Genomic DNA, 25,900 nt, shown 5'->3' with positions numbered 1-25,900 from the left:
CACGTTTCCTTTGTTACAAATCGTCGCCTGACTCCCTCAGGGCAGAGAAAAAACAGCGTTCCTCACGTTCATTTGTAACCCGTTAAAGGTCGCTCACTGTCATTTTGCTCGTCATACATCACGCTACAGGCGCGATATTCTACGTGAAAACTCACCAAACAGCAGGTTAAACAGAGTATCTTTGCGAATATTTTTTCACATTGCTGTCAAGCGGCTGAGAGGCTGCAAAAAAATCCCCTTGACCCCCTGTAACTCCGCGCTCTGTCAACGTCTGCCATTCGGTTCGTGACCGTACGCCAGTGGCAAATACATGGGTTTGCGTTCCCTTGCAGGCTTCCACCAGACTCTGTACCAGCAGCTGGTTTTCCGTGCGTTTTTCGATATTCCTTACCAGCCCCGGATGCAGCTTCAACAGCTCTACCTCCAGCGCCTTGATCCAGCTGGTGCTGACCAGCGTCAGACCCGCCTGCGTCACCGCCACACGAGCCCCCAACGCATTGATCAATCGTACGACCGGCTGTAACCGACTGATGTGTTGACAAACATCCGCCTCTGCAAGTTCAAAAATAATCCGTCTACGCTGCGATTTTTCGCATTGCATCAGCACATCGCGCAGCCAGCGCTGGAATCGCGAGCGGATTAACGACTCTACCGTCACCTGTAACGCCAGGTGCTCTTCCGGCCAGAAGGATAAAAATGGTATCAAGCGTGAAATTTGCTGGCGGTCATACTCCTCCGACAGACCAAACTGCAGCACCATCGGCAGATACTCGGCCGACACCACCTCTTCATTGCCATCGAAGATGCGGCACAGCAGCTCCCGGTGATGGACCTGGCCATTAGCCAGCACCGCGGGTTTTTGATAGATCCGCGGCCCGCCGCGGGTGAGCATCTGTTCAATCAGGGTGCGCCAGCGCACGTTGCCGCGCCCTTTTTCCGGCAGGGAGTCGTCATAAACCGCCCAGCCGTTGGCCCCCTGCAATACCGCATTGCGGGTGGCGGCTTCGGCGTGCTCCATCACCTGCTCGGTGCTCTGGCCGCCGCGCCAGGCACAAATGCCAATATGTACCATGTCATCACGATCGAGCATTTTGCTCGGCGGCAGCGCATCCACCGACTTTAACAGCTGACTGGCAATGCTCTCCGACTCCTTCAGGGTGCGATGCGGCAGCAGCACGGCGTAATCACTGCGGTGATAGCGCGCCAGCAGCGCCCCCGGATAGCGCATCATAAAGGTGGACAGCATATTAATGAGCATAAACAGATGCTCCTCCGCCACCGCCCGTCCCCAGTTGTCTTTCAGCAGATCAAAGTCCGGCAGGCGGACAATCATCACCACCCCGTGCGAGCCCACCTTCTCGGGATCTTCCAGCAGAGTCGCCAGCTGATTATCAAAGAAAAGACGATTGTTAAGCCCGGTTTTGTTGTCCTGGGCCGCATAGGAGCGGATCAGCGTGTCTATCCGGCTGCGCTGGTCGCTGGCAAACTGAATTTCGGACAGCAGCACGTCCAGCGCGCTGCTGGTGCGTGACGGCCATTCATAGACGGACCCGCGCACCTGAGCCCCACGTTCTCCGTTAAGGATCCGCACCGAGCGCGACTCCAGCAGTTCCTGCCCGGAGAGCTGGCGACGCAGCCAGCGCACCGCCAGAAAGATCAGCACCACCACGAAGATCACCGCCACCGTCAGCGGGGCGGTAGTCATCAGCGAACGAAAATAGCTGTTCATCGGGTCAAGATAGGCCAGGCTTATGGTCATGCCGGGGTTTTTCAGGGAGGGGACGGTCAGCTCGAGACTCTGGGGTGGCGCGCCGGCCGGGCGATAGCTCTTTTGCCCGCTGTGGCTGAACACGGTTTTTCCGCCCTGCTTAATCTCTACACGGGTGATATCAACCGGGGCCATTAGCTCATCAAGCTGACGGGAAAGTTCTGGAAAGGGGGTGCTGACAAGACGGGCATCAATGACCGACGCTACGGACTGGACGCGGTTCGCCAGCTTTCCCTGGATCGCATTATAAAAACTGAGCGAGCAGCCAATCAGGATGACAAAGATGGTCAACCCGGTTAGCAAGGCGATAAAAGCTGAGAACTTCGTCGATAATCGCATCCTTGAGATTACTCCGTGAGTTGATGAGGATAGCAAGTGAGCACTAACTTGCAATACGGCATCGGCATACTACCAAATCCGGTGTATCTGGCAATTTATTGCGTTAAATCGGCATCGCAGGTCAATGAGCGAGTATAGTCTTCAAAAATTATTTTCCAATCATCATGCTGAGTAAGGAATCGTATGCAGGCTTTGATCTTAGAACAGCAGGAAGGCAAAACTCTTGCATCAGTGCAATCTATTGAAGAGAGCCGCCTGCCTGAAGGGGCCGTGACCGTTGACATCGACTGGTCCAGTCTGAATTACAAAGATGCCCTCGCCATTACGGGCACTGGCAAGATTGTTCGCAATTTCCCAATGGTTCCAGGTATCGACTTTGCGGGCCGCGTGCACACCAGCGAAGATCCGCGTTTCCACGTCGGCCAGCAGGTGCTGCTCACCGGCTGGGGTGTGGGCGAAAATCACTGGGGCGGGCTGGCCGCGCAGGCACGCGTCAACGGCGACTGGCTGGTGCCGATGCCGAACGGACTCGATGGCCGTAAAGCGATGATCATCGGTACCGCCGGGTTTACCGCCATGCTGTGCGTGATGGCGCTGGAAGAGGCCGGCATCACTCCGCAGTCCGGTGAGGTGGTGGTAACGGGTGCCAGCGGCGGCGTCGGCAGCACCGCGGTCGCCCTGCTGCACAAGCTGGGCTATCAGGTGGTGGCGGTCTCTGGCCGTGAAAGCACCCATGACTATCTGCGCTCCCTGGGTGCCAGCCGCATTCTGGGCCGCGACGAATTCGCGGAGACCCGTCCGCTGGAGAAACAGAGCTGGGCCGGTGCCGTCGATACCGTCGGCGACAAAGTGCTGGCAAAAGTGCTGGCGCAGATGAACTACGGCGGTTGCGTGGCGGCCTGTGGTCTGGCGGGTGGTTTTGCCCTGCCAACCACCGTGATGCCGTTTATTCTGCGTAACGTCCGTTTGCAGGGTGTCGATTCGGTGATGACGCCGCCAGCGCGCCGCGCCCAGGCCTGGGAACGGCTGGTTCGCGATCTGCCAGCCTCCTTCTATGACCAGAGCGCCACCCAGATAAGCCTTGATCAGGCGCCGGAGTATGCCGCGAAGATCATCAATAACCAGATCCAGGGCCGTACGCTGGTGAAGCTGGGTTAATCTTCAAATTTTCGTGACATATTCGCTTTAACCCTGCTCCTCCGTCATGCTTAGAAAAACGCATGACGGAGGATGCCATGAAAGTGAAACCCCTGACGGAAGCCGATATCACCGCGGAATCCGTTTTTATGCTCAAGCGCCGCCAGATCCTGAAAATGCTGGGGATCGGTGCCGGGGCGCTGACGCTCTCGCCTCTTGCCCAGGCTGACCTGCTGGACTGGTTTAAGGGCAACGATCGTCCTAAAGCCCCCTCCGGGAAACCCCTGACCTTTACCCAGCCCGCCCAGTGGCAGAGCACGCTCGCCAAAACCCCCGAAGAGAAAGTCACAGGCTATAACAACTTCTACGAGTTCGGTCTGGATAAAGCCGATCCGGCGGCCAACGCCGGTAGCCTGAAGACCGATCCCTGGACGCTGAAAATTGACGGTGAGGTGGCGAAACCCCTGACCCTCGATTACAACGATTTGACTACCCGCTTCCCGCTGGAGGAGCGTATCTACCGTATGCGCTGCGTCGAGGCCTGGTCGATGGTGGTGCCGTGGATTGGTTTCCCGCTGCATAAGCTGCTGGCGATGGTAGAGCCCACCAGCGACGCGAAGTATGTCGCCTTCCAGACCCTTTATGACCCGGACAACATGCCCGGCCAGAAAGACCGCTTTATCGGGGGTGGGCTTGATTATCCGTACGTGGAGGGATTGCGTATTGACGAGGCCATGCACCCGCTGACGCTGCTCACCGTGGGCGTCTATGGTAAAGCCCTGCCGCCGCAAAACGGTGCGCCCATCCGCCTGACCGTGCCGTGGAAATATGGCTTTAAAGGCATCAAATCGATCGTCAGCATCAAGCTGACCCGCGAGCGCCCGCCCACCACCTGGAACCTTGCGGCTCCGAATGAGTACGGCTTCTACGCCAACGTGAACCCACACGTGGATCACCCCCGCTGGTCGCAGGCCACCGAGCGGTTTATTGGTTCGGGCGGCGCGCTGGACGTCAAACGTCAGCCGACGCTGCTGTTCAACGGCTATGCTGACCAGGTGGCGTCGCTCTATCGCGGCCTCGACTTAAAGGAGTTTTTCTAAGTGCGTCTGACGGCAAAACAGATTACCTGGCTGAAGGTGGCCCTGCATCTTGCAGGGTTGCTTCCTTTTATATGGCTGTTCTGGGCTATTAACCACGGCGGCCTGAGCGCCGATCCGGCAAAAGATATTCAGCACTTCACCGGCCGCACCGCGCTGAAATTTTTACTGGCGACCCTACTGATCTCCCCTCTGGCACGCTACGCGAAACAGCCTTTATTGATCCGCACCCGGCGCCTGCTTGGGCTATGGTGCTTCGCCTGGGCGACGCTGCATCTCACCAGCTATGCGTTTCTGGAGCTGGGGATTAACAATCTGGCCCTGCTGGGGCGCGAACTGGTTACCCGTCCTTACCTGACCCTGGGGATTATCAGCTGGATAATTTTACTGGCGTTGACCCTCACCTCCACCCAGTCTGCCCAGCGAAAACTGGGAAGGCGCTGGCAACTTCTGCATAATTTTGTCTATCTTGTCGCGATCCTCGCCCCCATCCACTACCTTTGGTCAGTAAAAATTCTCTCGCCGCAGCCGATCATCTATCTGGTGCTGGCAGGCGTGCTTCTGGCATGGCGTTATAAGAAGTTTCGCCAGTGGTGGCGATAACGGGCGAAAACGTGCGTATTCCCGCAGATCGCTTAGCCTTCCTGGGTGTTTATCCGAATGCTGTTGATAATCTTCCCTGATAAGACCAGTATTTAGCTGCCAAATGCTACGAAATCGTTATAATGTGCGACTTTGGTTTCCCCGATGGGTTTTTCAGACCCGGAAAGGGTGACAATCGCGCATCGAAGGTATATTTTGTTTTTTACCGGAGAATCGCAGGAGATAGCGGCACAATGGCTGACAAGTTTCACATCTTAGTTTTGAACGGACCGAACCTGAATATGCTCGGCACCCGTGAACCCGAGAAGTACGGCACGCTGACGTTAACCGAGATTGTTAACCGTTTGGGTAGCGAAGCGGCGGCACTCAATGTGGAACTTGACCATTTTCAGTCAAACGCGGAGTACGCACTCATCGACCGCATTCATCAGGCTAAAGACACCTCAGACTATATCCTGATTAATCCGGCCGCGTTTACGCACACCAGTGTTGCTATTCGCGACGCGCTGCTGGCAGTGAGCATCCCATTTATTGAGATCCACCTCAGCAACGTGCATGCGCGGGAGCCGTTCCGCCACCACTCCTACCTGTCGGATATCGCCGCTGGCGTTATCTGTGGTCTGGGGGCTGACGGTTATTCATTCGCTTTACAGACAGCGGTAAAACGCCTGTCACAATCACACTAAACAAAGAGTACGGAACCCACTCATGGATATTCGTAAGATTAAAAAACTGATCGAGCTGGTTGAAGAATCAGGCATCTCCGAACTGGAAATTTCTGAAGGCGAAGAGTCTGTACGCATCAGCCGTGCCGCGCCAAACGCAGGCTTCCCGGTTATGCAACAAGCCTATGCTGCTCCAATGATGCAGCAGCCAGCTCTGTCTAACGCTGTCGCTCCGGCGACTACTCCAGCAATGGAAGCGCCAGCAGCAGCGGAAATCAGTGGTCACATCGTACGTTCCCCAATGGTTGGTACTTTCTACCGCACCCCGAGCCCGGACGCTAAAGCGTTCATCGAAGTGGGCCAGAAAGTTAACGCGGGCGATACCCTGTGCATCGTTGAAGCCATGAAAATGATGAACCAGATCGAAGCTGACAAGTCAGGTACTGTGAAAGCGATTCTGGTCGAAAGTGGTCAGCCGGTTGAATTTGACGAGCCGCTGGTCGTCATCGAGTAACGAGGCGAACATGCTGGATAAAATTGTTATCGCCAACCGCGGCGAGATCGCTCTGCGTATTCTTCGTGCCTGTAAAGAGCTGGGCATCAAGACTGTCGCCGTGCACTCAAGCGCGGACCGCGATCTGAAACACGTATTACTGGCGGATGAGACGGTCTGTATTGGCCCGGCTCCGTCCGTAAAAAGCTATCTGAACATCCCGGCTATCATCAGCGCCGCTGAGATCACTGGCGCGGTAGCGATTCACCCGGGTTATGGCTTCCTCTCTGAGAACGCCAACTTTGCTGAACAGGTAGAACGTTCTGGCTTTATCTTCATCGGCCCGAAAGCCGACACCATCCGCCTGATGGGCGACAAAGTGTCTGCAATCACCGCAATGAAAAAAGCCGGTGTTCCAACCGTACCGGGCTCCGACGGCCCTCTGACCGACGACATGGATGCTAACCGTGCTCATGCGAAACGCATTGGCTACCCGGTTATCATCAAGGCGTCCGGCGGCGGCGGCGGTCGCGGTATGCGCGTTGTGCGCAGCGATGCTGAACTGGCTCAGTCCATCTCCATGACCAAAGCTGAAGCGAAAGCCGCTTTCAGCAATGACATGGTGTACATGGAAAAATACCTGGAAAACCCACGCCACATCGAAATTCAGGTGCTGGCAGACGGTCAGGGTAACGCCATCTATCTGGCAGAACGTGACTGCTCCATGCAGCGTCGTCACCAGAAAGTAGTCGAAGAGGCACCAGCACCGGGCATCACGCCGGAACTGCGTCGCTACATCGGCGAGCGTTGCTCTAAAGCCTGTGTCGATATCGGCTATCGCGGGGCAGGTACCTTCGAGTTCCTGTTCGAAAACGGCGAGTTCTACTTCATTGAGATGAACACCCGTATTCAGGTTGAACACCCGGTTACCGAAATGATTACCGGCGTTGACCTGATCAAAGAGCAGCTGCGTATCGCAGCGGGTCAACCGCTCTCCATCAAGCAGGAAGAAGTTGTGGTGAAAGGCCATGCGGTAGAGTGCCGTATCAACGCCGAAGACCCGAACACCTTCCTGCCGAGCCCGGGTAAAATCACGCGTTTCCACGCGCCGGGTGGCTTTGGTGTACGCTGGGAGTCCCATATCTACGCCGGTTACACCGTACCGCCGTACTATGACTCCATGATCGGCAAGCTGATCTGCTACGGCGAATCCCGTGACGTGGCGATTGCCCGCATGAAGAACGCCCTGCAGGAGCTGATCATCGACGGTATTAAAACCAACGTCGATCTGCAGATGCGTATTATGACCGACGAGAACTTCCAGCATGGTGGCACCAACATCCACTATCTGGAGAAGAAACTCGGTCTGAACGAGAAGTAATAGAGCATCTTTGCTAAAAGGCCGGATTATCCGGCCTTTTTTATTTTTGGGGACTGGAGAGCCCCATCATGTACAATCCCCGCTTTCTTCATCCACAAGGGACAAAAAATGGACAAACGTTTTGTTCAGGCCCACAAAGAAGCGCGCTGGGCGCTGTGGTTAACCCTTCTCTATCTCGCCGCGTGGTTAGTAACCGCTTACATACCTGACTCTGCTATCGGCATCACCGGTCTGCCGCACTGGTTTGAGATGGCCTGCCTGCTGATCCCGCTGGTGTTTATTCTGCTCTGTTGGGCGATGGTGAAATTCATCTATCGCGATATTCCGCTGGAGGATGACGATAATGCAGCTTGAAGTGATCCTGCCCCTTGTCGCGTATCTGTTTGTTGTTTTTGGCCTGTCCGTTTACGCCATGCGTAAAAGAACGACGGGCACCTTCCTGAACGAGTATTTCCTCGGCAGCCGCTCGATGGGCGGTATTGTGCTGGCGATGACCCTGACCGCCACATATATCAGTGCCAGCTCCTTTATTGGCGGCCCGGGTGCGGCCTATAAATACGGGCTGGGCTGGGTACTGCTGGCGATGATCCAGCTCCCCGCCGTCTGGCTCTCGCTGGGTATTCTCGGGAAAAAGTTCGCGATTCTGGCGCGCCGCTATAACGCGGTGACCCTCAACGACATGCTGTTTGCCCGCTATCAGAGCCGTCTGCTGGTCTGGCTGGCCAGCCTGAGCCTGCTGGTCGCCTTTATCGGTGCCATGACCGTGCAGTTTATCGGTGGCGCGCGCCTGCTTGAGACCGCCGCCGGGATCCCTTACGAAACGGGGCTGCTGATTTTTGGTATCAGTATCGCGCTCTATACCGCCTTTGGCGGATTCCGCGCCAGCGTGCTCAATGACACCATGCAGGGCATGGTGATGCTGATTGGCACTATTGTGTTGCTGGTGGGCGTAGTGCATGCGGCGGGCGGGTTAACCCATGCGGTGGAAACGCTGCAAACCATCGATCCCAAGCTGGTGTCGCCGCAGGGCGCAGATGACATTCTCTCTCCTACCTTTATGACCTCCTTCTGGGTGCTGGTCTGTTTCGGGGTGATTGGCCTGCCGCATACGGCCGTACGCTGCATCTCCTATAAGGACAGCAAGGCAGTGCACCGGGGGATTATCATCGGCACCATCGTCGTAGCCATTCTGATGCTCGGTATGCATCTGGCCGGGGCGCTGGGTCGGGCAGTCATCCCGGACTTAACCGTGCCGGATCTGGTCATCCCGACCCTGATGGTAAAAGTGCTGCCGCCGTTCGCGGCCGGGATCTTCCTTGCGGCCCCTATGGCGGCAATCATGTCGACAATTAACGCCCAGCTGCTGCAAAGTTCCGCTACGATCATTAAAGATCTCTACCTGAACATGCGTCCGGATCAGATGGAAAATGAGCGACGTCTGAAGCGGATGTCCGCCATCATCACCCTGGTGTTGGGGGCGCTGCTGCTGCTGGCCGCGTGGAAGCCGCCTGAGATGATCATCTGGCTGAACCTGCTAGCGTTTGGGGGTCTGGAAGCGGTGTTCCTCTGGCCGCTGGTGCTGGGCCTGTACTGGGAGCGTGCTAACGCGGCCGGTGCCCTGAGCGCGATGATCGTCGGTGGCGTGCTGTATGCCGTGCTCGCCTCCTTTAAAATTCAGTACCTGGGCTTTCACCCGATAGTGCCCTCGCTACTGCTAAGTTTGCTGGCGTTTGTGATAGGGAACCGTTTCGGTCAATCCCTGCCGCAGGCAGCCGTGATTTCTACTGATAAATAAAGAGTTTTGCCATGCCGTGGATCCAACTAAAACTGAATACGACCGGCGCGAACGCCGAAGAGCTGAGTGATGCGCTGGTAGAGGCCGGAGCGGTCTCTGTTACTTTCCAGGACACCCATGACACACCGGTGTTTGAACCGCTGCCGGGTGAAACCCGCCTGTGGGGCGACACCGATGTCATCGGCCTGTTTGATGCCGAAACCGATATGGCCGAAGTGGTCGCGATTCTGGAAAATCATCCGCTGCTGGGCACCGGCTTCGCGCACAAAATTGAGCAGCTGGAAGACAAGGACTGGGAGCGCGAGTGGATGGATAACTTCCACCCGATGCAGTTCGGTAAGCGTCTGTGGATCTGCCCGAGCTGGCGCGACGTACCGGACGAAAACGCCGTTAACGTGATGCTCGATCCGGGCCTGGCCTTTGGTACCGGCACCCACCCGACCACCTCCCTCTGCCTGCAGTGGCTGGATGGTCTGGATCTGGACGGTAAAACGGTGATCGACTTTGGCTGTGGATCCGGGATCCTCGCTATCGCCGCCCTGAAGCTGGGCGCGGCGAGAGCGATCGGGATCGACATCGATCCGCAGGCGATTCAGGCCAGCCGCGATAACGCCCAGCGCAACGGCGTCTCCGATCGTCTTGAGCTCTACCTGCCGAATGACCAGCCTGCAGTGATGAAAGCCGATGTAGTGGTCGCCAACATCCTGGCCGGCCCGTTACGCGAGCTGGCACCGTTAATCAGCGTCCTGCCCGTTGAGGGCGGTCTGCCCGTTGAGGGCGGTCTGCTGGGGCTTTCCGGTATTCTTGCCAGCCAGGCTGAAAGCGTATGCGAAGCCTACGCCGATCTCTTTGCACTCGACCCGGTGGTTGAAAAAGAAGAGTGGTGTCGCATTACCGGCCGTAAAAAGTAATCCATGCCGCGTGGTCGTCAGACCACGCGATTTCCCCGCAATTTGTACATCAGCAAACGCACCCTCTCCGGTAAACTGTCTCTTCCATTTTTAACCTGCTGTTTTCATTATTAATTATTCAATGGAAGAATATTATGCCGACAATCATTCATAAGGGTGTGCTATTGGCACTCAGCCTTGTTTCTGCCTCAGCCTGCGCCTCACACTGGAGTTACGACGGTGAAGGCTCTCCGGAGCACTGGGGCAATCTCGATGACGCCTGGAAGACCTGCCTGAGCGGAAAGAATCAGTCCCCTATAAACATCGATTCCACGCTCAACGCGCATCTCACACCGCTGGAAACGCACTATACAGATGGCCCGACGACGCTGATAAATAATGGCCATACTATTCAGGCGGGCGAGGCAAAGAGTACCCGCGACACCATCGTCCTCGATGGAAAAACCTGGACACTGCAACAGTTTCACTTCCACGCGCCCAGTGAGAACACCATTCACGGTAAAAAATATGCGATGGAGATGCATCTGGTGCACAGCAATGCCGAAGGGGAGCTCGTCGTGGTCGCGGTGATGTTTGATCAAGGCGCAAAAAATGAGGCGCTGGAAGAGCTCTGGCGTAAGATGCCTGCTCAGGCGGGGCAGTCAGCCACCCTTGCCACCGCGCTGGATTTGAACAGATTGCTCCCTGATAACAAAACCTACTGGCGATTCAGCGGCTCTCTGACCACTCCGCCATGTTCAGAAGGCGTAACCTGGATCGTACTCAAACATCCGCTGACCCTCTCTGCCGACCAGCTGGAAAAATTTAGCCATACGCTGCACCACGCTAATAACCGTCCGGTACAGTCGCTGCATGGGCGGATTGTGGTGGAGTAATGCGCCTCCCGACCCTAACGATCATGTTCTAAAATGCGACGCAGATCGCAAAGAACAGGGGAAATCTGCTGATAAAAACAGCAGATTATCCCGTTCAAAGGTTTCATTCATTAAGAAAAAACGAGAAGTTTTGGGAAATTGTAAGCGGCGATAAAATCGCCATAATTCATTAACTTTATGATTTGTATCGCTTATATTTCTCCGGTCAAATCTTTGCCGGTGATTCCATGATCTGCAACAGGTGATTGTTCAAAGTTTGGCCTTTCATCTCGTGCAAAAAATGCGTAAGATACGCCGCCTTGCAGTCACAGTATGGTCATTTCTTAACTCATGCGCATCGGAAACCACCAGCTCAGAAATCGCCTGATCGCAGCACCTATGGCAGGTATTACAGACCGGCCCTTCAGGACGCTGTGCTATGAGATGGGAGCAGGCTTAACCGTTTCCGAGATGATGTCGTCTAACCCGCAGGTTTGGGAAAGCGATAAATCCCGTCTTCGGATGGTGCACATTGACGAACCAGGTATCCGCACCGTGCAAATCGCCGGAAGCGTGCCTGAAGAGATGGCAGACGCCGCGCGTATTAACGTGGAAAGTGGTGCCCAGATTATTGATATCAATATGGGGTGCCCGGCCAAAAAGGTGAATCGCAAGCTTGCAGGTTCAGCCCTTCTGCAATACCCCGACCAGGTGAAGTCCATCCTGACGGCGGTTGTCAGCGCAGTGGACGTTCCTGTTACGTTGAAGATTCGCACGGGTTGGTCGCCGGATCACCGTAACTGTGTAGAGATTGCCCAACTGGCCGAAGATTGTGGCATTCAGGCCCTGACCATACATGGACGCACCCGCGCCTGTTTGTTCAACGGCGAAGCTGAATACGACAGCATTCGGGCAGTTAAGCAGAAAGTTTCCATTCCGATTATCGCGAATGGCGACATTACTGACCCGCTTAAAGCCAGAGCTGTGCTCGACTATACGGGAGCTGATGCTCTGATGATAGGACGTGCGGCTCAGGGAAGACCCTGGATCTTTCGGGAAATCCAGCATTATCTGGACACTGGGGAGCTGCTTGCCCCGCTGCCGCTGGCAGAGGTTAAGCGCTTGCTTTGTTCGCACGTTCGGGAATTGCATGACTTTTATGGTCAGACAAAAGGGTACCGAATTGCGCGTAAACACGTCTCCTGGTATCTCCAGGAGCACGCTCCAAATGACCAGTTTCGGCGCACATTCAACGCCATAGAGGATGCCAGCGATCAGCTGGAGGCGTTGGAGGCATACTTCGAAAATCTTGCGTAATGAAATAAAGAGCTGACAGAACTATGTTCGAACAACGCGTAAATTCTGACGTACTGACCGTTTCCACCGTTAACTCTCAGGATCAAGTAACTCAAAAGCCCCTGCGTGACTCGGTTAAACAGGCACTGAAGAACTATTTTGCTCAACTGAATGGTCAGGACGTTAACGACCTGTATGAGCTGGTACTGGCTGAAGTTGAACAGCCCCTGTTGGACATGGTGATGCAATACACCCGTGGTAACCAGACCCGTGCTGCCCTGATGATGGGCATCAACCGTGGTACGCTGCGTAAGAAACTGAAAAAATACGGCATGAACTAATTTCGATTAGCCAAATGCTTGTTTAAAAAGGCGCGAACCGGCATGGGGAAGCGCCTTTTTTTATGCCCTCGCCTTCCCCGTTTTGCTCCCCTCATCACGCTGCTAACAGCCGAAACGTAAACATCGGTCTGCCCACTTCTCAGCCGCTATTTTTCGTGTATATTTCCTGCACTCTTTTCCTTTGTCCCGGGAAACTCCGAATGATCCGTAAGTATGGGTGGTTAGTCGTCTTCGCGATTAGCGTTTTCCTTTTCGATGCGCTGATAATGCAGTGGATTGAGTTGATGTCTACCGAAACGGACAAATGTCGCAACATGAATTCGGTGAATCCCCTTAAGCTAATCAACTGCGCGGATCTGGATTAATTCCCTGCTTTCCCTCGAAAATTGTGCGGGCTTAAAAGCCTTTGAGGCATCTTTGTTGGATGCTAATGTCTCAGCCCGTCTCACCCGGTATCACGTAATACCTCCCTGCGTTTGAGTTGATGAGAACATGCTGGTTAGCCAATACGACCAACTTCTTGTGGTTATCTCTTTTGTTGTCGCCATTCTTGCCTCCTACACCGCCCTGAATATGGCAGGCCGGGTTGTCGGCAGCACCGGCGTTGCGGCACGTGTCTGGCTGACAGGCGGTGGTATCGCCATGGGCATCGGCATCTGGGCTATGCATTTTATCGGCATGCTGGCGATGGATATCTCCATGCGGCTGAACTACAACCTGCTGCAGACCGCTCTCTCGATGTTCATCGCCATCGGTGCCTCACTCTTCGCCCTCTGGCTGGTGAGCCGGGATCACTTACGCAGACGTCGCCTGTTCACCGGCGCCGTTATTCTGGGCACCGGCATCGTGGCGATGCACTACACCGGAATGGCAGCATTGCAGGTTGAGCCTGCTATCGTCTGGGATATGCGCTGGGTGGCGCTGTCGGTGGTCATTGCCCTGCTCGCCTCGCTGGCCGCCCTGTGGCTCACCTTTCGGCTGCGTCGCGATGCCGCCCAGGTCGCACTGATGCGCGCGGGTGCCGCCATGTTGATGGGCATCGCCATTGCCGGCATGCACTACACGGGGATGAAGGCCGCCCAGTTCCCGATGCAGGCCCATATGCATCACCAGGGCGTAAACGGCAGCTGGCTGGCGGTGCTAGTAAGCGTCGTTGCGCTCTCTATTCTGGGTATTACGCTGCTGGTGTCGATGTTTGACGCCAGGCTGCAGGCCCGCACCGCCCTTCTGGCCTCGTCGCTGGCGGAAGCAAACCGCGAACTGGCGCAGCTGGCGCTGCACGACACGCTGACCCGTCTGCCAAACCGCGTGCTGCTGGAGGACCGTCTCGATCAGGCCATTAACAAAGCCGATCGCGAAGGAAAGCTCTTCGCGCTGCTGTTTATGGATCTGGACGGCTTCAAAGCCGTCAACGATGCCTACGGACATGATACCGGTGATAAGCTGCTGGTTGCCGTTACCGAACGTCTGGAACAGCCGCTGAAAGGCCAGTACACCCTCGCCCGTATTGGCGGCGACGAGTTTGTGCTGCTGGCCGAGATCGATACCCCGAACGATGCCGCGTCGCTGGCCAGCGCCCTGGTGCATGTCATCGATCAGCCCTTCAGCCTTGAGCTGTACGACCTGATGGTGACCCTCAGCGTGGGGATTGCTATCTATCCGCACGATGGCAAAAACCAGCGGGAGCTGATGTTTAACGCCGATGCGGCCATGTACCACACCAAGCATATGGGGCGTAACGGCTACCACTTCTTCCAGCCTTCGATGAACACCCTGGCACAGAAACAGCTGCAGCTGATGAACGATCTGTGGCTGGCGCAGGAGCGCCAGGAGCTGCATCTGGTTTATCAGCCAAAGTTCCAGGCCCCGGCTGGCCCTATCGTCGGCTTCGAAGCCCTGCTGCGCTGGCAACATCCGTCGCAAGGACTGTTATCCCCTGACCAGTTCCTGCCGCTGGCGGAAAAGAGCGGGCTGATTATTCCTGTTGGCAACTGGGTGATCGATGAGGCCTGCCGTCAGCTGCGCGTCTGGCATCTTGAAGGGCACACCGAGTGGTCGATGGCGGTAAACCTCTCCACGCTGCAGTTTGAGCAGCCCCAGCTGGTGGAGACGGTGATGAGCAGCCTGGCGCGACACCGGATCCCACCCCATACCCTGATCCTGGAAGTGACCGAAACGACGGCCATGAATAACCCGGATGAGAGCGTGCGGGTGCTGACCGAACTGACCAGAGCGGGCGTGAAAGCCTCCATTGATGATTTTGGGACGGGTTATTCCAGCCTGCTGTACCTGAAAAAGCTGCCGGCCTGCGAGCTGAAAATCGATCGGGCGTTTGTTAAGGATCTCAACGGCGCGGGTGACGATGCCACTATCGTTTCTGCCATTGTTGCACTGGCAAAGACCCTCAATCTGAAGGTGGTTGCCGAGGGGGTGGAAACCGAAGAGCAGCAGACATTTTTGACCGAGCTGGGATGTAACACCCTACAAGGTTATCTGCTGGGTAAACCGGTTTCGGCGCAGACCATTAAGGCCCTGAGCCACAATCCGCAAGCCATGCTGGCGCAGCAAATCTGACCGGGCCGCCGCCGCTATGAGGCGGCGTCGTAAATCCGATGCGGCAACGGGGCTGCTGGTAACGTCGAAAGGATGTTATCCACCAGCTCCGGAGCCTGTTGATACAGATCCAGCCTCTCCGGGCTCATTAACCAGTTTTTAATCAGCCCGCAAAAAAAGCCATGAAAAACGATTAACGTGGTGTCGATATTGATCTGCGTGGAAATACGCCCTGCCGCAATGCATCTCTGTAGAATCTGGCGAACGTTTTCATAGTTGAAGCCGATCCGCTCCCGAATTTCATATTCTGAAATCATGCCCTGTTCAAATTCACATTTGTGATAGAGGATCTGCAATAACGTGCGCTGGCGACGATCCCGGGCAATATATTGCAAAGCCGTAACAAACAGTTCACGCAAAGTAAATAAGGGATCATGGTCTGTCATATTTGCTACCTGGCCACGAATGATTTCGCGCAGCGGACATTGCTCCTGCCAGATGGCATTAAATAATTCCGTCTTACTGCTGAAATGCCAGTACACGGCTCCCCGGGTCAGGCTGGCGGCATCAGCAATATCGGTCAGCGTGGTGCTTGCCACACCCCGCGCGGCAAACTGCTCTATCGCTGCTTCAATCAACAACAGGCGTGTCTTCTGCGCCTCGGCCTTCGTTTTGCGCGCCATAGGGAGTCACTCTTTTAACGGATTAATTACATTTATCAAACAACGGTGAGCGTCGTCAGCTCATGAATTATCCATCACTGCGAAAAATAATTTTGAACAAAAAAGGTGAATACGCTTAATTTATAAATCTCAATGATATTTGAACATGATTTTATTCATTAAACATATGCACGCACTTAAAGCAAAAGGGACGGGAACAGATGACCTGAAAGGCTATGCCGTTGTTAAATCATATTCAGCCCCGTTTTTTTTCTCTTCAATTGTTTCTCCGCACTTATAAATCAAAAAGCCGTCCGGCCATTCTTTATTATGGCGCCCGCCGTTTTCTGTTTACCTCTCCTTGACGCTTAACCGCTTCGGTTAATGCGGGTTGATGATTTTGAAGGAATAGCCATGACGCCTCATTTCAGGTTTTTACCCTTATCCGGTTTTATCATCGGTGCCGCATTACTCGTGGGATGTGATGACCACAGTGAACAAGCCCAGCAGCCACCGTCACCGCAGGTAGTGGTCCATGTGGTGAAAAGCGCGCCGCTGGTTGTCACCACCGAACTGCCAGGACGTACCGATGCTTTTCGTGTTGCAGAGGTTCGCCCTCAGGTGAGCGGTATTGTCCTGAAGCGCAACTTTACCGAGGGCAGCGATGTAAAAGCGGGGGAATCACTGTATCAGATCGATCCGGCCACCTATCAGGCGGCTTTTGACAGTGCTTCAGGCGAGCTGGCCAAAGCCCAGGCCGCAGCCAATATCGCCCACCTGACCGTGAAACGCTATTTACCGCTGATGGGCACCCAGTACGTCAGTAAGCAGGAGTACGATCAGGCCGTTGCCACCGCTCGTCAGGCCGATGCTTCAGTGATTGCGGCTAAGGCGGACGTCGAGACCGCGCGCATTAATCTGGCTTACACCAAAGTCACCTCCCCTATCAGCGGACGCATCGGCAAATCCAGCGTCACCGAGGGGGCGCTGGTTGCGAATGGCCAGGCCTCGGCGCTGGCCACGGTGCAGCAGCTGGATCCGATTTATGTCGATGTTACCCAATCCAGTAACGACTTTATGCGCCTTAAACAATCCAGCCTGCAGACCGGCGATGGTGCCAGCAACGTACAGCTGCTGATGGAGAACGGTCAGCCCTACCCGCTGAAAGGCTCGCTGCAATTCTCCGATGTCACCGTGGACGAGAGCACGGGCTCCATTACCCTGCGGGCAATTTTCCCTAATCCGCAGCATGTCCTGCTGCCCGGCATGTTTGTCCGGGCACGCATTGATGAGGGCACTCAGCCCCACGCCATCCTGGTGCCGCAACAGGGGGTCACGCGTACCCCGCGCGGTGAGGCTAGCGTGATGGTGGTGAATGCGAAAAATCAGGCTGAAGCACGAAACGTCGTCGCGCCTCAGGCGATTGGCGATCAATGGCTGATCACAGACGGCCTGCAGGAAGGCGATCGGGTGATCGTCAGCGGGCTGCAAAAAGTCCGCCCTGGCGTCGCGGTAGTTGCAACGCCAGATACCGCCGCGCAGAAAGCGGGATAAGGAACAGAGCATGGCTAATTTCTTTATTCAGCGCCCGGTTTTTGCGTGGGTGCTTGCCATCATCCTGATGATTGCGGGCGGGCTGGCGATCCTGAAGCTGCCGATTGCCCAGTATCCCACCATTGCCCCGCCTGCCGTGGCGATCTCGGCGACCTATCCCGGTGCCGATGCCCAGACGGTGCAGGATACGGTGACCCAGGTGATCGAGCAGAACATGAACGGCATCGATAACCTGATGTACATGTCCTCCACCAGCGATTCGGCGGGCAGCGTGACCATCACCCTGACCTTCCAGTCGGGTACCGACCCGGATATCGCCCAGGTACAGGTGCAGAACAAGCTGCAGCTGGCGATGCCGCTGCTGCCGCAGGAAGTGCAGCAGCAGGGGATTGGCGTGGAGAAGTCGAGCAGCAGCTTCCTGCTGGTGGCGGGCTTCGTCTCGGACAATAAAAGCCTGAGCCAGGACGATATCTCTGACTATGTCGCTTCCAACGTGAAGGATGCCATCAGCCGCACCTCCGGGGTAGGCGATGTGCAGCTGTTTGGCGCCCAGTATGCGATGCGTATCTGGCTGGATGCGAATAAGCTGAATGCCTATCAGCTGACGCCGCTGGATGTGATCAATCAGCTCAAAACCCAGAATAACCAGATTGCTGCCGGTCAGCTCGGCGGTACGCCGTCGGTGCCGGGCCAGCAGCTCAACGCCTCAATCATCGCCCAGACGCGCCTGAAAACCGCCGAAGAGTTCGGCAACATCACCCTGAAGGTCAACCAGGACGGGTCGATGGTGCATCTGAAAGATGTGGCCCGCATTGCCCCCGGCGGCGAAAACTACAACATGGTGACCAAAATCAATGGCCAGGCGGCGACCGGGCTGGGGATCAAGCTCGCTACCGGCGCTAACGCGCTGGACACCGCCGCGGCGATCAAAAGCAAACTGGCGCAGCTGCAGGCCTTCTTCCCGCAGGGGCTGAAAGTGGTCTACCCCTACGACACCACGCCGTTTGTGAAGATCTCCATTCATGAAGTAGTGAAGACGCTGTTTGAAGCCATCATTCTCGTCTTCCTCGTGATGTACCTGTTCCTGCAAAACCTGCGGGCCACGCTGATCCCAACCATCGCCGTGCCGGTGGTGTTGCTGGGCACCTTCGCGGTCCTGGCAGCGTTTGGCTTCTCCATCAACACTCTGACCATGTTTGGCATGGTGCTGGCGATAGGCTTGCTGGTGGATGATGCCATCGTGGTGGTGGAGAACGTCGAGCGCGTAATGGTGGAGGAGAAGCTACCGCCAAAAGAGGCGACGCAAAAATCGATGTCGCAGATCCAGGGGGCGCTGGTCGGTATTGCCATGGTGCTGTCGGCGGTGTTTATCCCGATGGCCTTCTTCGGAGGTTCCACCGGGGCGATTTATCGCCAGTTCTCACTGACGATTGTCTCCGCGATGGCGCTTTCCGTGCTGGTGGCGCTGATCCTGACTCCGGCGCTGTGCGCTACCCTGCTTAAGGCACCGGACGAGCATCATGAGCACAAAGGTGGGTTCTTCGGCTGGTTCAATGGCCTGTTCGACAGAAGCGTGGCGCACTACAGCAATAGCGTCAGCCATATTCTGCGTAAGACTGGCCGCTATCTGGTGGTCTACGTGCTGATTGTCGGTGGCATGGCGGTGCTGTTCCTGCGCCTGCCGACTTCGTTCCTGCCGGAAGAGGACCAGGGCGTCTTTATGACCATGGTGCAGCTCCCGGCGGGTGCCACGCAGACCCGGACCCAGCAGGTACTGGACCAGGTTGAGCACTATTATCTCACCAAGGAAAAAGCCAACGTCGAATCAGTCTTCACCGTTAACGGCTTCAGCTTCAGTGGCCAGGGGCAAAATGCCGGGGTGGCGTTTATCAGCCTGAAGCCCTGGGAGGAGCGCACCGGTGCCGCCAACAGCGTCGGGGCTATCGTCAGCCGCGCTACCCGCGCCTTCAGCCAGATCAAAGATGGGCTGGTGTTCCCGTTTAACCTGCCCGCCATTATCGAGCTGGGTACCGCTACAGGTTTCGATTTTGAGTTGATCGACCAGGCTAACCTGGGCCACAACCAGCTGACGCAGGCCCGAAACCAGCTGCTGGGGATGATCAAAGCCCATCCGGATCTGCTGGTTCGCGTGCGGCCTAATGGTCTGGAAGATACGCCGCAGTTCAAGCTGGATATCGATCAGGAAAAAGCCCAGGCGCTGGGGGTCAGCGTGTCGGATATCAACCAGACCATCTCCACCGCCCTGGGGGGCACCTACGTCAACGACTACATTGACCGTGGTCGGGTGAAAAAAGTCTATGTCCAGGCGGACGCCCCCTTCAGGATGCTGCCGGAAGATATCAATCGCCTGTATGTGCGCAGCGCCAATGGTGAGATGGTACCGCTTTCGGCGTTCAGCGAATCGCACTGGATCTATGGTTCACCGCGCCTCGAACGCTATAACGGTACCCCTTCCATGGAGATCCTCGGCGAGGCCGCGCCAGGGAAAAGTACCGGTGAAGCGATGGTGTTGATGGAGCAACTGGCGGCGAAGCTGCCTACGGGTATCGGTTTCGACTGGACAGGTATGTCCTATCAGGAGCGGCTGTCAGGCAACCAGGCACCTGCCCTGTACGCTATCTCACTGGTGGTGGTATTCCTCTGCCTCGCTGCACTCTACGAGAGCTGGTCGATTCCGTTCTCGGTGATGCTGGTGGTGCCGTTAGGGGTGGTGGGCGCTCTGCTGGCCGCCTCCCTGCGTGGGCTGAACAACGATGTCTATTTCCAGGTGGGGCTGCTCACCACCATCGGGCTGTCGGCAAAAAATGCCATTCTGATCGTCGAGTTTGCCAAGGACCTGATGGAGAAGGAGGGCAAAGGCATAATCGAAGCCACGCTCGAGGCCTCCCGCATGCGCCTGCGTCCGATCCTGATGACCTCGCTGGCGTTTATTCTCGGCGTGCTGCCGCTGGTCATCAGCCACGGAGCCGGCAGTGGCGCGCAAAACGCCGTTGGTACCGGGGTGATGGGCGGCATGCTGTCGGCCACCCTGCTGGCCATCTTCTTTGTGCCGGTCTTCTTTGTGGTGGTGCGCAGACGATTCACGCGTCATCACGAAGAGTAATTGATAAAGGCGCTTCGGCGCCTTTATTTATGATAATTAACCAAAAAATAGTTTTACCTATTTCATTTTCTTATTAATTAGCACGCCAATGAATTGTTTGCTTGCGATTTTTTGCTTGCGAATTTAATCATTCCGCCTCCCTAATCTCTCCATTATTCGCGTGCACTAACACGGATTTCTCCATCTTTTTTACAATCCAAATAATTTGAGATTATTCACTCTTCATAGCTGTTTTTAAGGGGTGGTAATATAACCCTCAGCTTTGCAGAAGACCGTACTGACTATATTGCAAAGTTAGATTTCATTTTGAGGTAACACCATGAAAAGACTCATTTCGGTTGCACTCCTTACCGCGTTGCTTGCGGGTTGCGCGCACGACTCTCCTTGCGTACCGACATACGACGATCAGGGCCGACTGGTTCATACCAATACCTGTATGAAAGGGACCACGCAGGACAACTGGGAAACTGCAGGGGCGATAGCAGGTGGCGCAGCAGCCGTTGCAGGCCTGACGCTGGGCATCATTGCCGTATCTAAGTAATCCAGAAAGCGCGAATTCGTTCGCGCTTTTGCTTTTCAATTTAGGTTAATTATTAAACCTGAATTTGCTCACATCTTTTTGCTGTTTTATTTTCCTTTCCATCTGGCGGCGTGATGTTATTCACACCTTGCTGGCTTTCAATATTCACACCATAAACACTCGCTTAATTTCCTCGATTCTTAATCAGACTTTTGCTCTGATTTGTGGCGTAGGTTGTCATTTCGCACCATTTTAGGGCGCTCGATTTAATTATCACTGTCTACACTCAGCTTTACGCGTTGCGTAATCGTTTATTACGTTAAATGCAAAAACTGGCATCGCGTTTGCTTTATTAACGTCGGCCACAGCCACAGACAGGTTAAAGCGTTTTATAAGCGCTTCACTATAACGATAATTTTTCGCCACACAGGATGCATTATGAAAAAGATGATGATGGCCAGCCTTGCCGCTGCAGGTGTGCTTGTTGCAATTACCGGCCAGGCTCAGGCGGGTGCGACTCTGGATGCCGTTAAGCAGAAAGGTTTTGTGCAATGTGGGATCAGCGACGGTCTGCCGGGTTTCTCATACGCAGATGCCAACGGTAAATTCTCCGGTATCGATGTCGACGTGTGCCGTGGCGTTGCTGCCGCGGTATTTGGCGACGACACCAAAGTCAAATATACCCCGCTGACGGCGAAAGAGCGCTTTACCGCCCTGCAATCCGGCGAAGTGGATATGCTGTCGCGTAATACCACCTGGACCTCGTCACGTGATACCGGTATGGGCATGTCCTTCACCGGCGTGACCTATTACGATGGCATTGGCTTCCTGACCCACAATAAAGCGGGCCTGAAGAGTGCAAAAGAGCTGGATGGCGCAACGGTATGCATTCAGGCGGGCACTGACACCGAACTGAACGTCGCGGATTATTTCAAAGCCAACAATATGAAATATACCCCTGTGACCTTCGACCGCTCTGACGAATCCGCCAAAGCGCTGGAGTCGGGACGCTGTGACACTCTGGCATCGGATCAGTCCCAGCTGTATGCGCTGCGGATCAAGCTGAGTAATCCGGCGGAGTGGATTGTTCTGCCGGAAGTGATCTCTAAAGAGCCGCTGGGCCCGGTGGTACGCCGCGGGGATGAGGAATGGAACTCAATTGTGCGCTGGACGCTGTTCGCCATGCTCAACGCAGAAGAGATGGGCGTGAACTCGAAGAACGTCGATGAGAAAGCCGCCAATCCATCCACGCCGGATATGGCCCACCTGCTGGGTAAAGAGGGTGATTACGGCAAGGATCTGAAGCTGGATAACAAATGGGCGTACAACATCATTAAAAAGGTGGGTAACTACGCTGAAATCTTCGAGCGTAACGTGGGCTCTGAAAGCGCGCTGAAGATCAGCCGTGGACAGAACAACCTCTGGAACAATGGTGGCATCCAGTACGCACCGCCAGTTCGCTAAGCAGCTTGCTGTAACGGGCACTGCCGGTGCGGTGCCCAGTCCGGAGTCATGGTTACCCGAGGTTTTTTATGTCCCATCGCCGCTTAGCCCTGAAAGGAGCCTTCTCCTTTTCCAATCCTGCGGTTCGCGCCTGGCTGTTTCAGATCCTCGCTGTTCTCGCTGTCCTGGCCGTCGCGATCTACTTGTTTCATAACACCGTTATCAACCTGAGCACACGCGGCATTACTTCGGGCTTTGCCTTCCTTGACCGCAGTGCGGGTTTTGGCATCGTTCAGCATTTAATTGATTATGATGAAGGAGATACCTACGGTCGCGTATTCCTGGTCGGCCTGATGAATACCCTGCTGGTCTCCGGGTTATGCATTGTTTTTGCTTCCCTGCTGGGCTTTTTTCTCGGACTCGCGCGCCTGTCTGATAACTGGCTGCTGCGTAAGCTCTCCACCTTTTATATTGAGACCTTCCGTAATATTCCGCCCCTGCTGCAGATCTTCTTCTGGTATTTTGCCGTACTGCGCAACCTGCCCGGCCCTCGCCAGGCGGTGGATGCGTTCGATCTGGCCTTCTTAAGTAACCGCGGTTTGTATATCCCGGCACCGCAGATTGCCGAAGGGATGCTGGCGCTGCTGGCTGCGCTGGCATGTGTGGCGGCAATCTCGGTCGGTCTGTTCCGCTATAACCGCATGCATCAGATTAAAACCGGGCAGCTGCGTCGCACCTGGCCTGTCACGCTGGCGCTGCTGGTGATCCTGCCGTGGCTGGCCCATGCGACCGTCGGTCCGGCGATGCACTGGGATGTGCCGCATTTACAGGGGTTTAACTTCCGCGGCGGCATGGTGTTGATCCCGGAGCTGGCGGCGCTGACGCTGGCACTCTCGATCTACACCTCGGCTTTTATCGCAGAGATTATTCGCGCCGGGATCCAGGCCGTTCCGCACGGTCAGCATGAAGCCGCCCGCTCGCTCGGTCTGCCGAACCCGGTCACGCTGCGACAGGTCATCATCCCTCAGGCCATGCGGGTCATTATTCCCCCCCTGACCAGCCAGTATCTCAATATTGTGAAGAACTCGTCTCTTGCGGCCGCGATTGGTTATCCCGATATGGTTTCTCTGTTTGCCGGCACCGTCCTCAACCAGACGGGCCAGGCCATCGAGACTATCGCCATCACGATGTCGGTCTACCTGATCATCAGCCTGACCATTTCTCTGTTGATGAATATCTATAACCGTCGTATCGCGCTGGTTGAACGCTAAGGAACCATGATGACAAAAGCCGTCTTGTCTCACCCTGCGCGTCCGGCTACTACCGGCAACGGACGCATCATTAGCTGGGCACGTAAAAACTTGTTCTCCAGCTGGAGCAATAGCTTACTCACGCTTTTCTGCATCTGGCTGATGTGGGAGCTGATCCCGCCGCTGCTCAACTGGGCGTTTTTACAGGCCAACTGGGTCGGCACCACCCGCGCCGATTGTACGAAAGAGGGAGCCTGCTGGGTATTTATTCATCAGCGCTTCGGTCAGTTCATGTATGGGCTCTACCCGCATGACCAGCGCTGGCGCATCAATCTCGCGCTGCTGGTCGGGCTGCTCTCCATCATCCCCATGTTCTGGAAAGGGATGCCGCAGCGGGGACGGTATATCGCCGCCTGGGCAGTGATCTATCCCCTTATCGTCTGGTTGTTACTCTATGGCGGCATGCTGGGACTGGAGCGCGTCGAAACGCGCCAGTGGGGCGGTTTAACGCTGACGCTAATTATCGCCTCTGTGGGGATCGCCGGTGCACTGCCGTTAGGCATTCTGCTGGCCCTGGGCCGCCGCTCAACCATGCCGGTCGTGCGCGTCCTCTCGGTGATTTTTATCGAGTTCTGGCGTGGCGTTCCGCTGATCACCGTGCTGTTTATGTCTTCGGTGATGCTGCCGCTGTTTATGGCGGAGGGCACGACCATCGACAAACTGATCCGCGCCCTGGTTGGCGTCATTCTGTTTCAGTCTGCCTATGTGGCTGAGGTGGTGCGCGGTGGGTTGCAGGCGCTGCCAAAGGGCCAGTACGAAGCCGCCGAATCGCTGGCGCTGGGATACTGGAAAACGCAGGGATTGGTGATCCTGCCGCAGGCCCTGAAGATGGTGATCCCGGGTCTGGTGAACACCATTATCGCGCTGTTCAAAGACACCAGCCTGGTGATCATCATTGGATTATTCGATCTTTTCAGTAGCGTACAGCAGGCTACCGTCGACCCGGCATGGCTGGGGATGTCGACAGAAGGCTATGTTTTTGCCGCACTTATCTACTGGATTTTCTGTTTTAGCATGTCGCGCTACAGCCAGCATCTGGAAAAGCGCTTTAACACCGGGCGTACACCGCACTGAGGAACCTATGAGCCAGATAACTATAACCCCCGCTGACGCGATGATTACCCTGGATAACGTGAATAAGTGGTACGGGCAATTTCACGTTCTGAAAGACATTAACCTGAAGGTAAAACAGGGGGAACGCATTGTCCTGTGTGGCCCTTCAGGCTCGGGTAAATCAACCACTATCCGTTGTATTAACCATCTGGAAGAACATCAGCAGGGACGGATCGTTGTTGATGGTATCGAGCTGAACGATGACATCCGTAACGTGGAGCGTGTTCGCCAGGAAGTCGGCATGGTCTTCCAGCATTTCAATCTGTTCCCTCATCTGACCGTTCTGCAAAACTGTACTCTGGCCCCCATTTGGGTCCGTAAAATGCCGAAAAAGGAGGCGGAGGCGCTGGCCATGCATTATCTGGAACGCGTGCGCATTGCAGAACATGCGCATAAATTTCCGGGACAGATCTCAGGTGGGCAGCAGCAGCGCGTGGCAATCGCCCGCTCTCTGTGCATGAAGCCTAAAATTATGCTGTTCGATGAACCGACTTCGGCGCTGGATCCGGAGATGGTGAAAGAGGTTCTGGATACCATGATAGGGCTGGCAGAATCGGGCATGACAATGCTGTGCGTGACCCATGAGATGGGTTTCGCCAGAACCGTAGCGGATCGGGTGATCTTTATGGATCGCGGGGAAATTGTTGAGCAGGCACCGCCGGAAGAGTTCTTTTCACGCCCGAAATCAGAACGTACGCGCGCGTTTTTATCTCAGGTTATTCACTAAAACAACCTACCCGGCGGCGCTTTGCGCCCCGGGTGTGGCTTTTTTATGCTGCGTAAACGCAAAAAGGCCATCCTTTCGGATGGCCTTTTCACTTGTTTGATGTCTGGCAGTTCCCTACTCTCGCATGGGGAGACCCCACACTACCATCGGCGCTACGGCGTTTCACTTCTGAGTTCGGCATGGGGTCAGGTGGGACCACCGCGCTACAGCCGCC

The 25,900-nt window shown here is 55.5% G+C and carries 23 protein-coding genes and 1 rRNA gene; 21 read left to right on the top strand and 3 right to left on the bottom strand.

The annotated features are described in order from the left end of the window. Nucleotides 1-166: 166 nt before the first annotated feature. Nucleotides 167-2,107, bottom strand: coding sequence for an RNase E specificity factor CsrD (gene csrD / locus WFO70_RS16225; RefSeq protein WP_337017519.1), 1,941 nt, complete (start codon nucleotides 2,105-2,107; stop codon nucleotides 167-169). A gap of 183 nt (nucleotides 2,108-2,290) precedes the next feature. On the opposite strand from csrD, the gene acuI reads away from it, so the two are divergent. The 14 genes from acuI (at nucleotide 2,291) to WFO70_RS16155 (ending at nucleotide 15,254) form a co-directional block, all read left to right on the top strand. Continuing rightward, nucleotides 2,291-3,265, top strand: coding sequence for an acrylyl-CoA reductase (NADPH) (gene acuI, locus WFO70_RS16220; RefSeq protein ID WP_337017517.1), 975 nt, complete (start codon nucleotides 2,291-2,293; stop codon nucleotides 3,263-3,265). Nucleotides 3,266-3,342: 77 nt separating this feature from the next. Further along, nucleotides 3,343-4,344, top strand: coding sequence for a protein-methionine-sulfoxide reductase catalytic subunit MsrP (gene msrP / locus WFO70_RS16215; protein ID WP_337017515.1), 1,002 nt, complete (start codon nucleotides 3,343-3,345; stop codon nucleotides 4,342-4,344). Beyond that, nucleotides 4,345-4,944, top strand: a complete 600-nt coding sequence (gene msrQ / locus WFO70_RS16210; RefSeq protein ID WP_337017513.1) for a protein-methionine-sulfoxide reductase heme-binding subunit MsrQ — start codon at nucleotides 4,345-4,347, stop codon at nucleotides 4,942-4,944. A gap of 233 nt (nucleotides 4,945-5,177) precedes the next feature. Continuing rightward, nucleotides 5,178-5,630, top strand: a complete 453-nt coding sequence (gene aroQ, locus WFO70_RS16205; protein WP_337017511.1) for a type II 3-dehydroquinate dehydratase — start codon at nucleotides 5,178-5,180, stop codon at nucleotides 5,628-5,630. 22 nt (nucleotides 5,631-5,652) lie between these two features. Then, nucleotides 5,653-6,123, top strand: a complete 471-nt coding sequence (gene accB / locus WFO70_RS16200; protein WP_307762981.1) for an acetyl-CoA carboxylase biotin carboxyl carrier protein — start codon at nucleotides 5,653-5,655, stop codon at nucleotides 6,121-6,123. A gap of 10 nt (nucleotides 6,124-6,133) precedes the next feature. Beyond that, entirely contained in the window at nucleotides 6,134-7,483 is a 1,350-nt protein-coding gene (gene accC, locus WFO70_RS16195) for an acetyl-CoA carboxylase biotin carboxylase subunit (protein ID WP_337017508.1), read from the top strand. Nucleotides 7,484-7,591: 108 nt separating this feature from the next. Beyond that, nucleotides 7,592-7,837, top strand: coding sequence for a YhdT family protein (locus tag WFO70_RS16190; protein ID WP_337017506.1), 246 nt, complete (start codon nucleotides 7,592-7,594; stop codon nucleotides 7,835-7,837). Further along, on the top strand, nucleotides 7,827-9,278 hold the full coding sequence (gene panF, locus WFO70_RS16185) for a sodium/pantothenate symporter (protein WP_337017504.1): 1,452 nt from the start codon (nucleotides 7,827-7,829) through the stop codon (nucleotides 9,276-9,278). The genes WFO70_RS16190 and panF overlap by 11 nt, the downstream gene beginning before the upstream one ends. Before the next feature lie 11 nt (nucleotides 9,279-9,289). Then, nucleotides 9,290-10,189, top strand: coding sequence for a 50S ribosomal protein L11 methyltransferase (gene prmA, locus WFO70_RS16180; RefSeq protein ID WP_337017502.1), 900 nt, complete (start codon nucleotides 9,290-9,292; stop codon nucleotides 10,187-10,189). A 134-nt stretch (nucleotides 10,190-10,323) separates the two neighbouring features. Then, nucleotides 10,324-11,064 (top strand): carbonic anhydrase, encoded by a 741-nt coding sequence (locus WFO70_RS16175; protein WP_337017500.1) that lies wholly within the window; start codon nucleotides 10,324-10,326, stop codon nucleotides 11,062-11,064. A gap of 330 nt (nucleotides 11,065-11,394) precedes the next feature. Next, nucleotides 11,395-12,360, top strand: a complete 966-nt coding sequence (gene dusB, locus WFO70_RS16170) for a tRNA dihydrouridine synthase DusB (protein ID WP_231313580.1) — start codon at nucleotides 11,395-11,397, stop codon at nucleotides 12,358-12,360. A 23-nt stretch (nucleotides 12,361-12,383) separates the two neighbouring features. Further along, nucleotides 12,384-12,680: a DNA-binding transcriptional regulator Fis gene (gene fis / locus WFO70_RS16165; protein ID WP_000462905.1), complete on the top strand. Its 297-nt coding sequence runs from the start codon at nucleotides 12,384-12,386 to the stop codon at nucleotides 12,678-12,680. A gap of 200 nt (nucleotides 12,681-12,880) precedes the next feature. Continuing rightward, nucleotides 12,881-13,045: a DUF2556 family protein gene (locus WFO70_RS16160; RefSeq protein ID WP_337017496.1), complete on the top strand. Its 165-nt coding sequence runs from the start codon at nucleotides 12,881-12,883 to the stop codon at nucleotides 13,043-13,045. Between the two features lie 127 nt (nucleotides 13,046-13,172). Beyond that, a complete protein-coding gene (locus WFO70_RS16155) occupies nucleotides 13,173-15,254 on the top strand; it encodes a putative bifunctional diguanylate cyclase/phosphodiesterase (RefSeq protein ID WP_337017494.1) in 2,082 nt (693 codons plus the stop codon). A gap of 14 nt (nucleotides 15,255-15,268) precedes the next feature. Here WFO70_RS16155 and envR read toward each other — a convergent pair whose 3' ends face one another. Beyond that, nucleotides 15,269-15,916 (bottom strand): acrEF/envCD operon transcriptional regulator, encoded by a 648-nt coding sequence (gene envR / locus WFO70_RS16150; protein ID WP_337017493.1) that lies wholly within the window; start codon nucleotides 15,914-15,916, stop codon nucleotides 15,269-15,271. A 393-nt stretch (nucleotides 15,917-16,309) separates the two neighbouring features. On the opposite strand from envR, the gene WFO70_RS16145 reads away from it, so the two are divergent. The 7 genes from WFO70_RS16145 (at nucleotide 16,310) to WFO70_RS16115 (ending at nucleotide 25,686) form a co-directional block, all read left to right on the top strand. After that, nucleotides 16,310-17,449 carry an efflux RND transporter periplasmic adaptor subunit gene (locus tag WFO70_RS16145; RefSeq protein ID WP_337017491.1) on the top strand — a complete coding sequence of 380 codons (1,140 nt, stop codon included), beginning with the start codon at nucleotides 16,310-16,312 and terminating at the stop codon, nucleotides 17,447-17,449. A 10-nt stretch (nucleotides 17,450-17,459) separates the two neighbouring features. Further along, nucleotides 17,460-20,573 (top strand): efflux RND transporter permease subunit, encoded by a 3,114-nt coding sequence (locus WFO70_RS16140; RefSeq protein ID WP_337017490.1) that lies wholly within the window; start codon nucleotides 17,460-17,462, stop codon nucleotides 20,571-20,573. A gap of 319 nt (nucleotides 20,574-20,892) precedes the next feature. Further along, the gene (locus WFO70_RS16135; RefSeq protein ID WP_106994889.1) at nucleotides 20,893-21,114 is read left to right on the top strand and encodes a lipoprotein; all 222 of its coding nucleotides are present in this window, start codon (nucleotides 20,893-20,895) and stop codon (nucleotides 21,112-21,114) included. Between the two features lie 417 nt (nucleotides 21,115-21,531). After that, complete coding sequence (locus WFO70_RS16130; protein WP_337017486.1) at nucleotides 21,532-22,557, top strand: amino acid ABC transporter substrate-binding protein; 1,026 nt, start codon at nucleotides 21,532-21,534, stop codon at nucleotides 22,555-22,557. 68 nt (nucleotides 22,558-22,625) lie between these two features. After that, a complete protein-coding gene (locus tag WFO70_RS16125) occupies nucleotides 22,626-23,807 on the top strand; it encodes an amino acid ABC transporter permease (protein WP_337017485.1) in 1,182 nt (393 codons plus the stop codon). Nucleotides 23,808-23,816: 9 nt separating this feature from the next. Next, the gene (locus WFO70_RS16120; protein WP_337017484.1) at nucleotides 23,817-24,920 is read left to right on the top strand and encodes an amino acid ABC transporter permease; all 1,104 of its coding nucleotides are present in this window, start codon (nucleotides 23,817-23,819) and stop codon (nucleotides 24,918-24,920) included. Nucleotides 24,921-24,927: 7 nt separating this feature from the next. Beyond that, nucleotides 24,928-25,686 (top strand): amino acid ABC transporter ATP-binding protein, encoded by a 759-nt coding sequence (locus WFO70_RS16115; RefSeq protein WP_337017483.1) that lies wholly within the window; start codon nucleotides 24,928-24,930, stop codon nucleotides 25,684-25,686. A gap of 101 nt (nucleotides 25,687-25,787) precedes the next feature. Here WFO70_RS16115 and rrf read toward each other — a convergent pair. Beyond that, nucleotides 25,788-25,900, bottom strand: a 5S ribosomal RNA gene (rrf, locus tag WFO70_RS16110); the annotation flags it as partial.

The organism is Leclercia sp. AS011, assembly GCF_037152535.1.
Taxonomy (GTDB): Bacteria; Pseudomonadota; Gammaproteobacteria; order Enterobacterales; family Enterobacteriaceae; genus Enterobacter.
The sequence above is the reverse complement of the archived record's forward strand: the minus strand, read 5'-3'. Positions and strand labels throughout refer to the sequence as shown.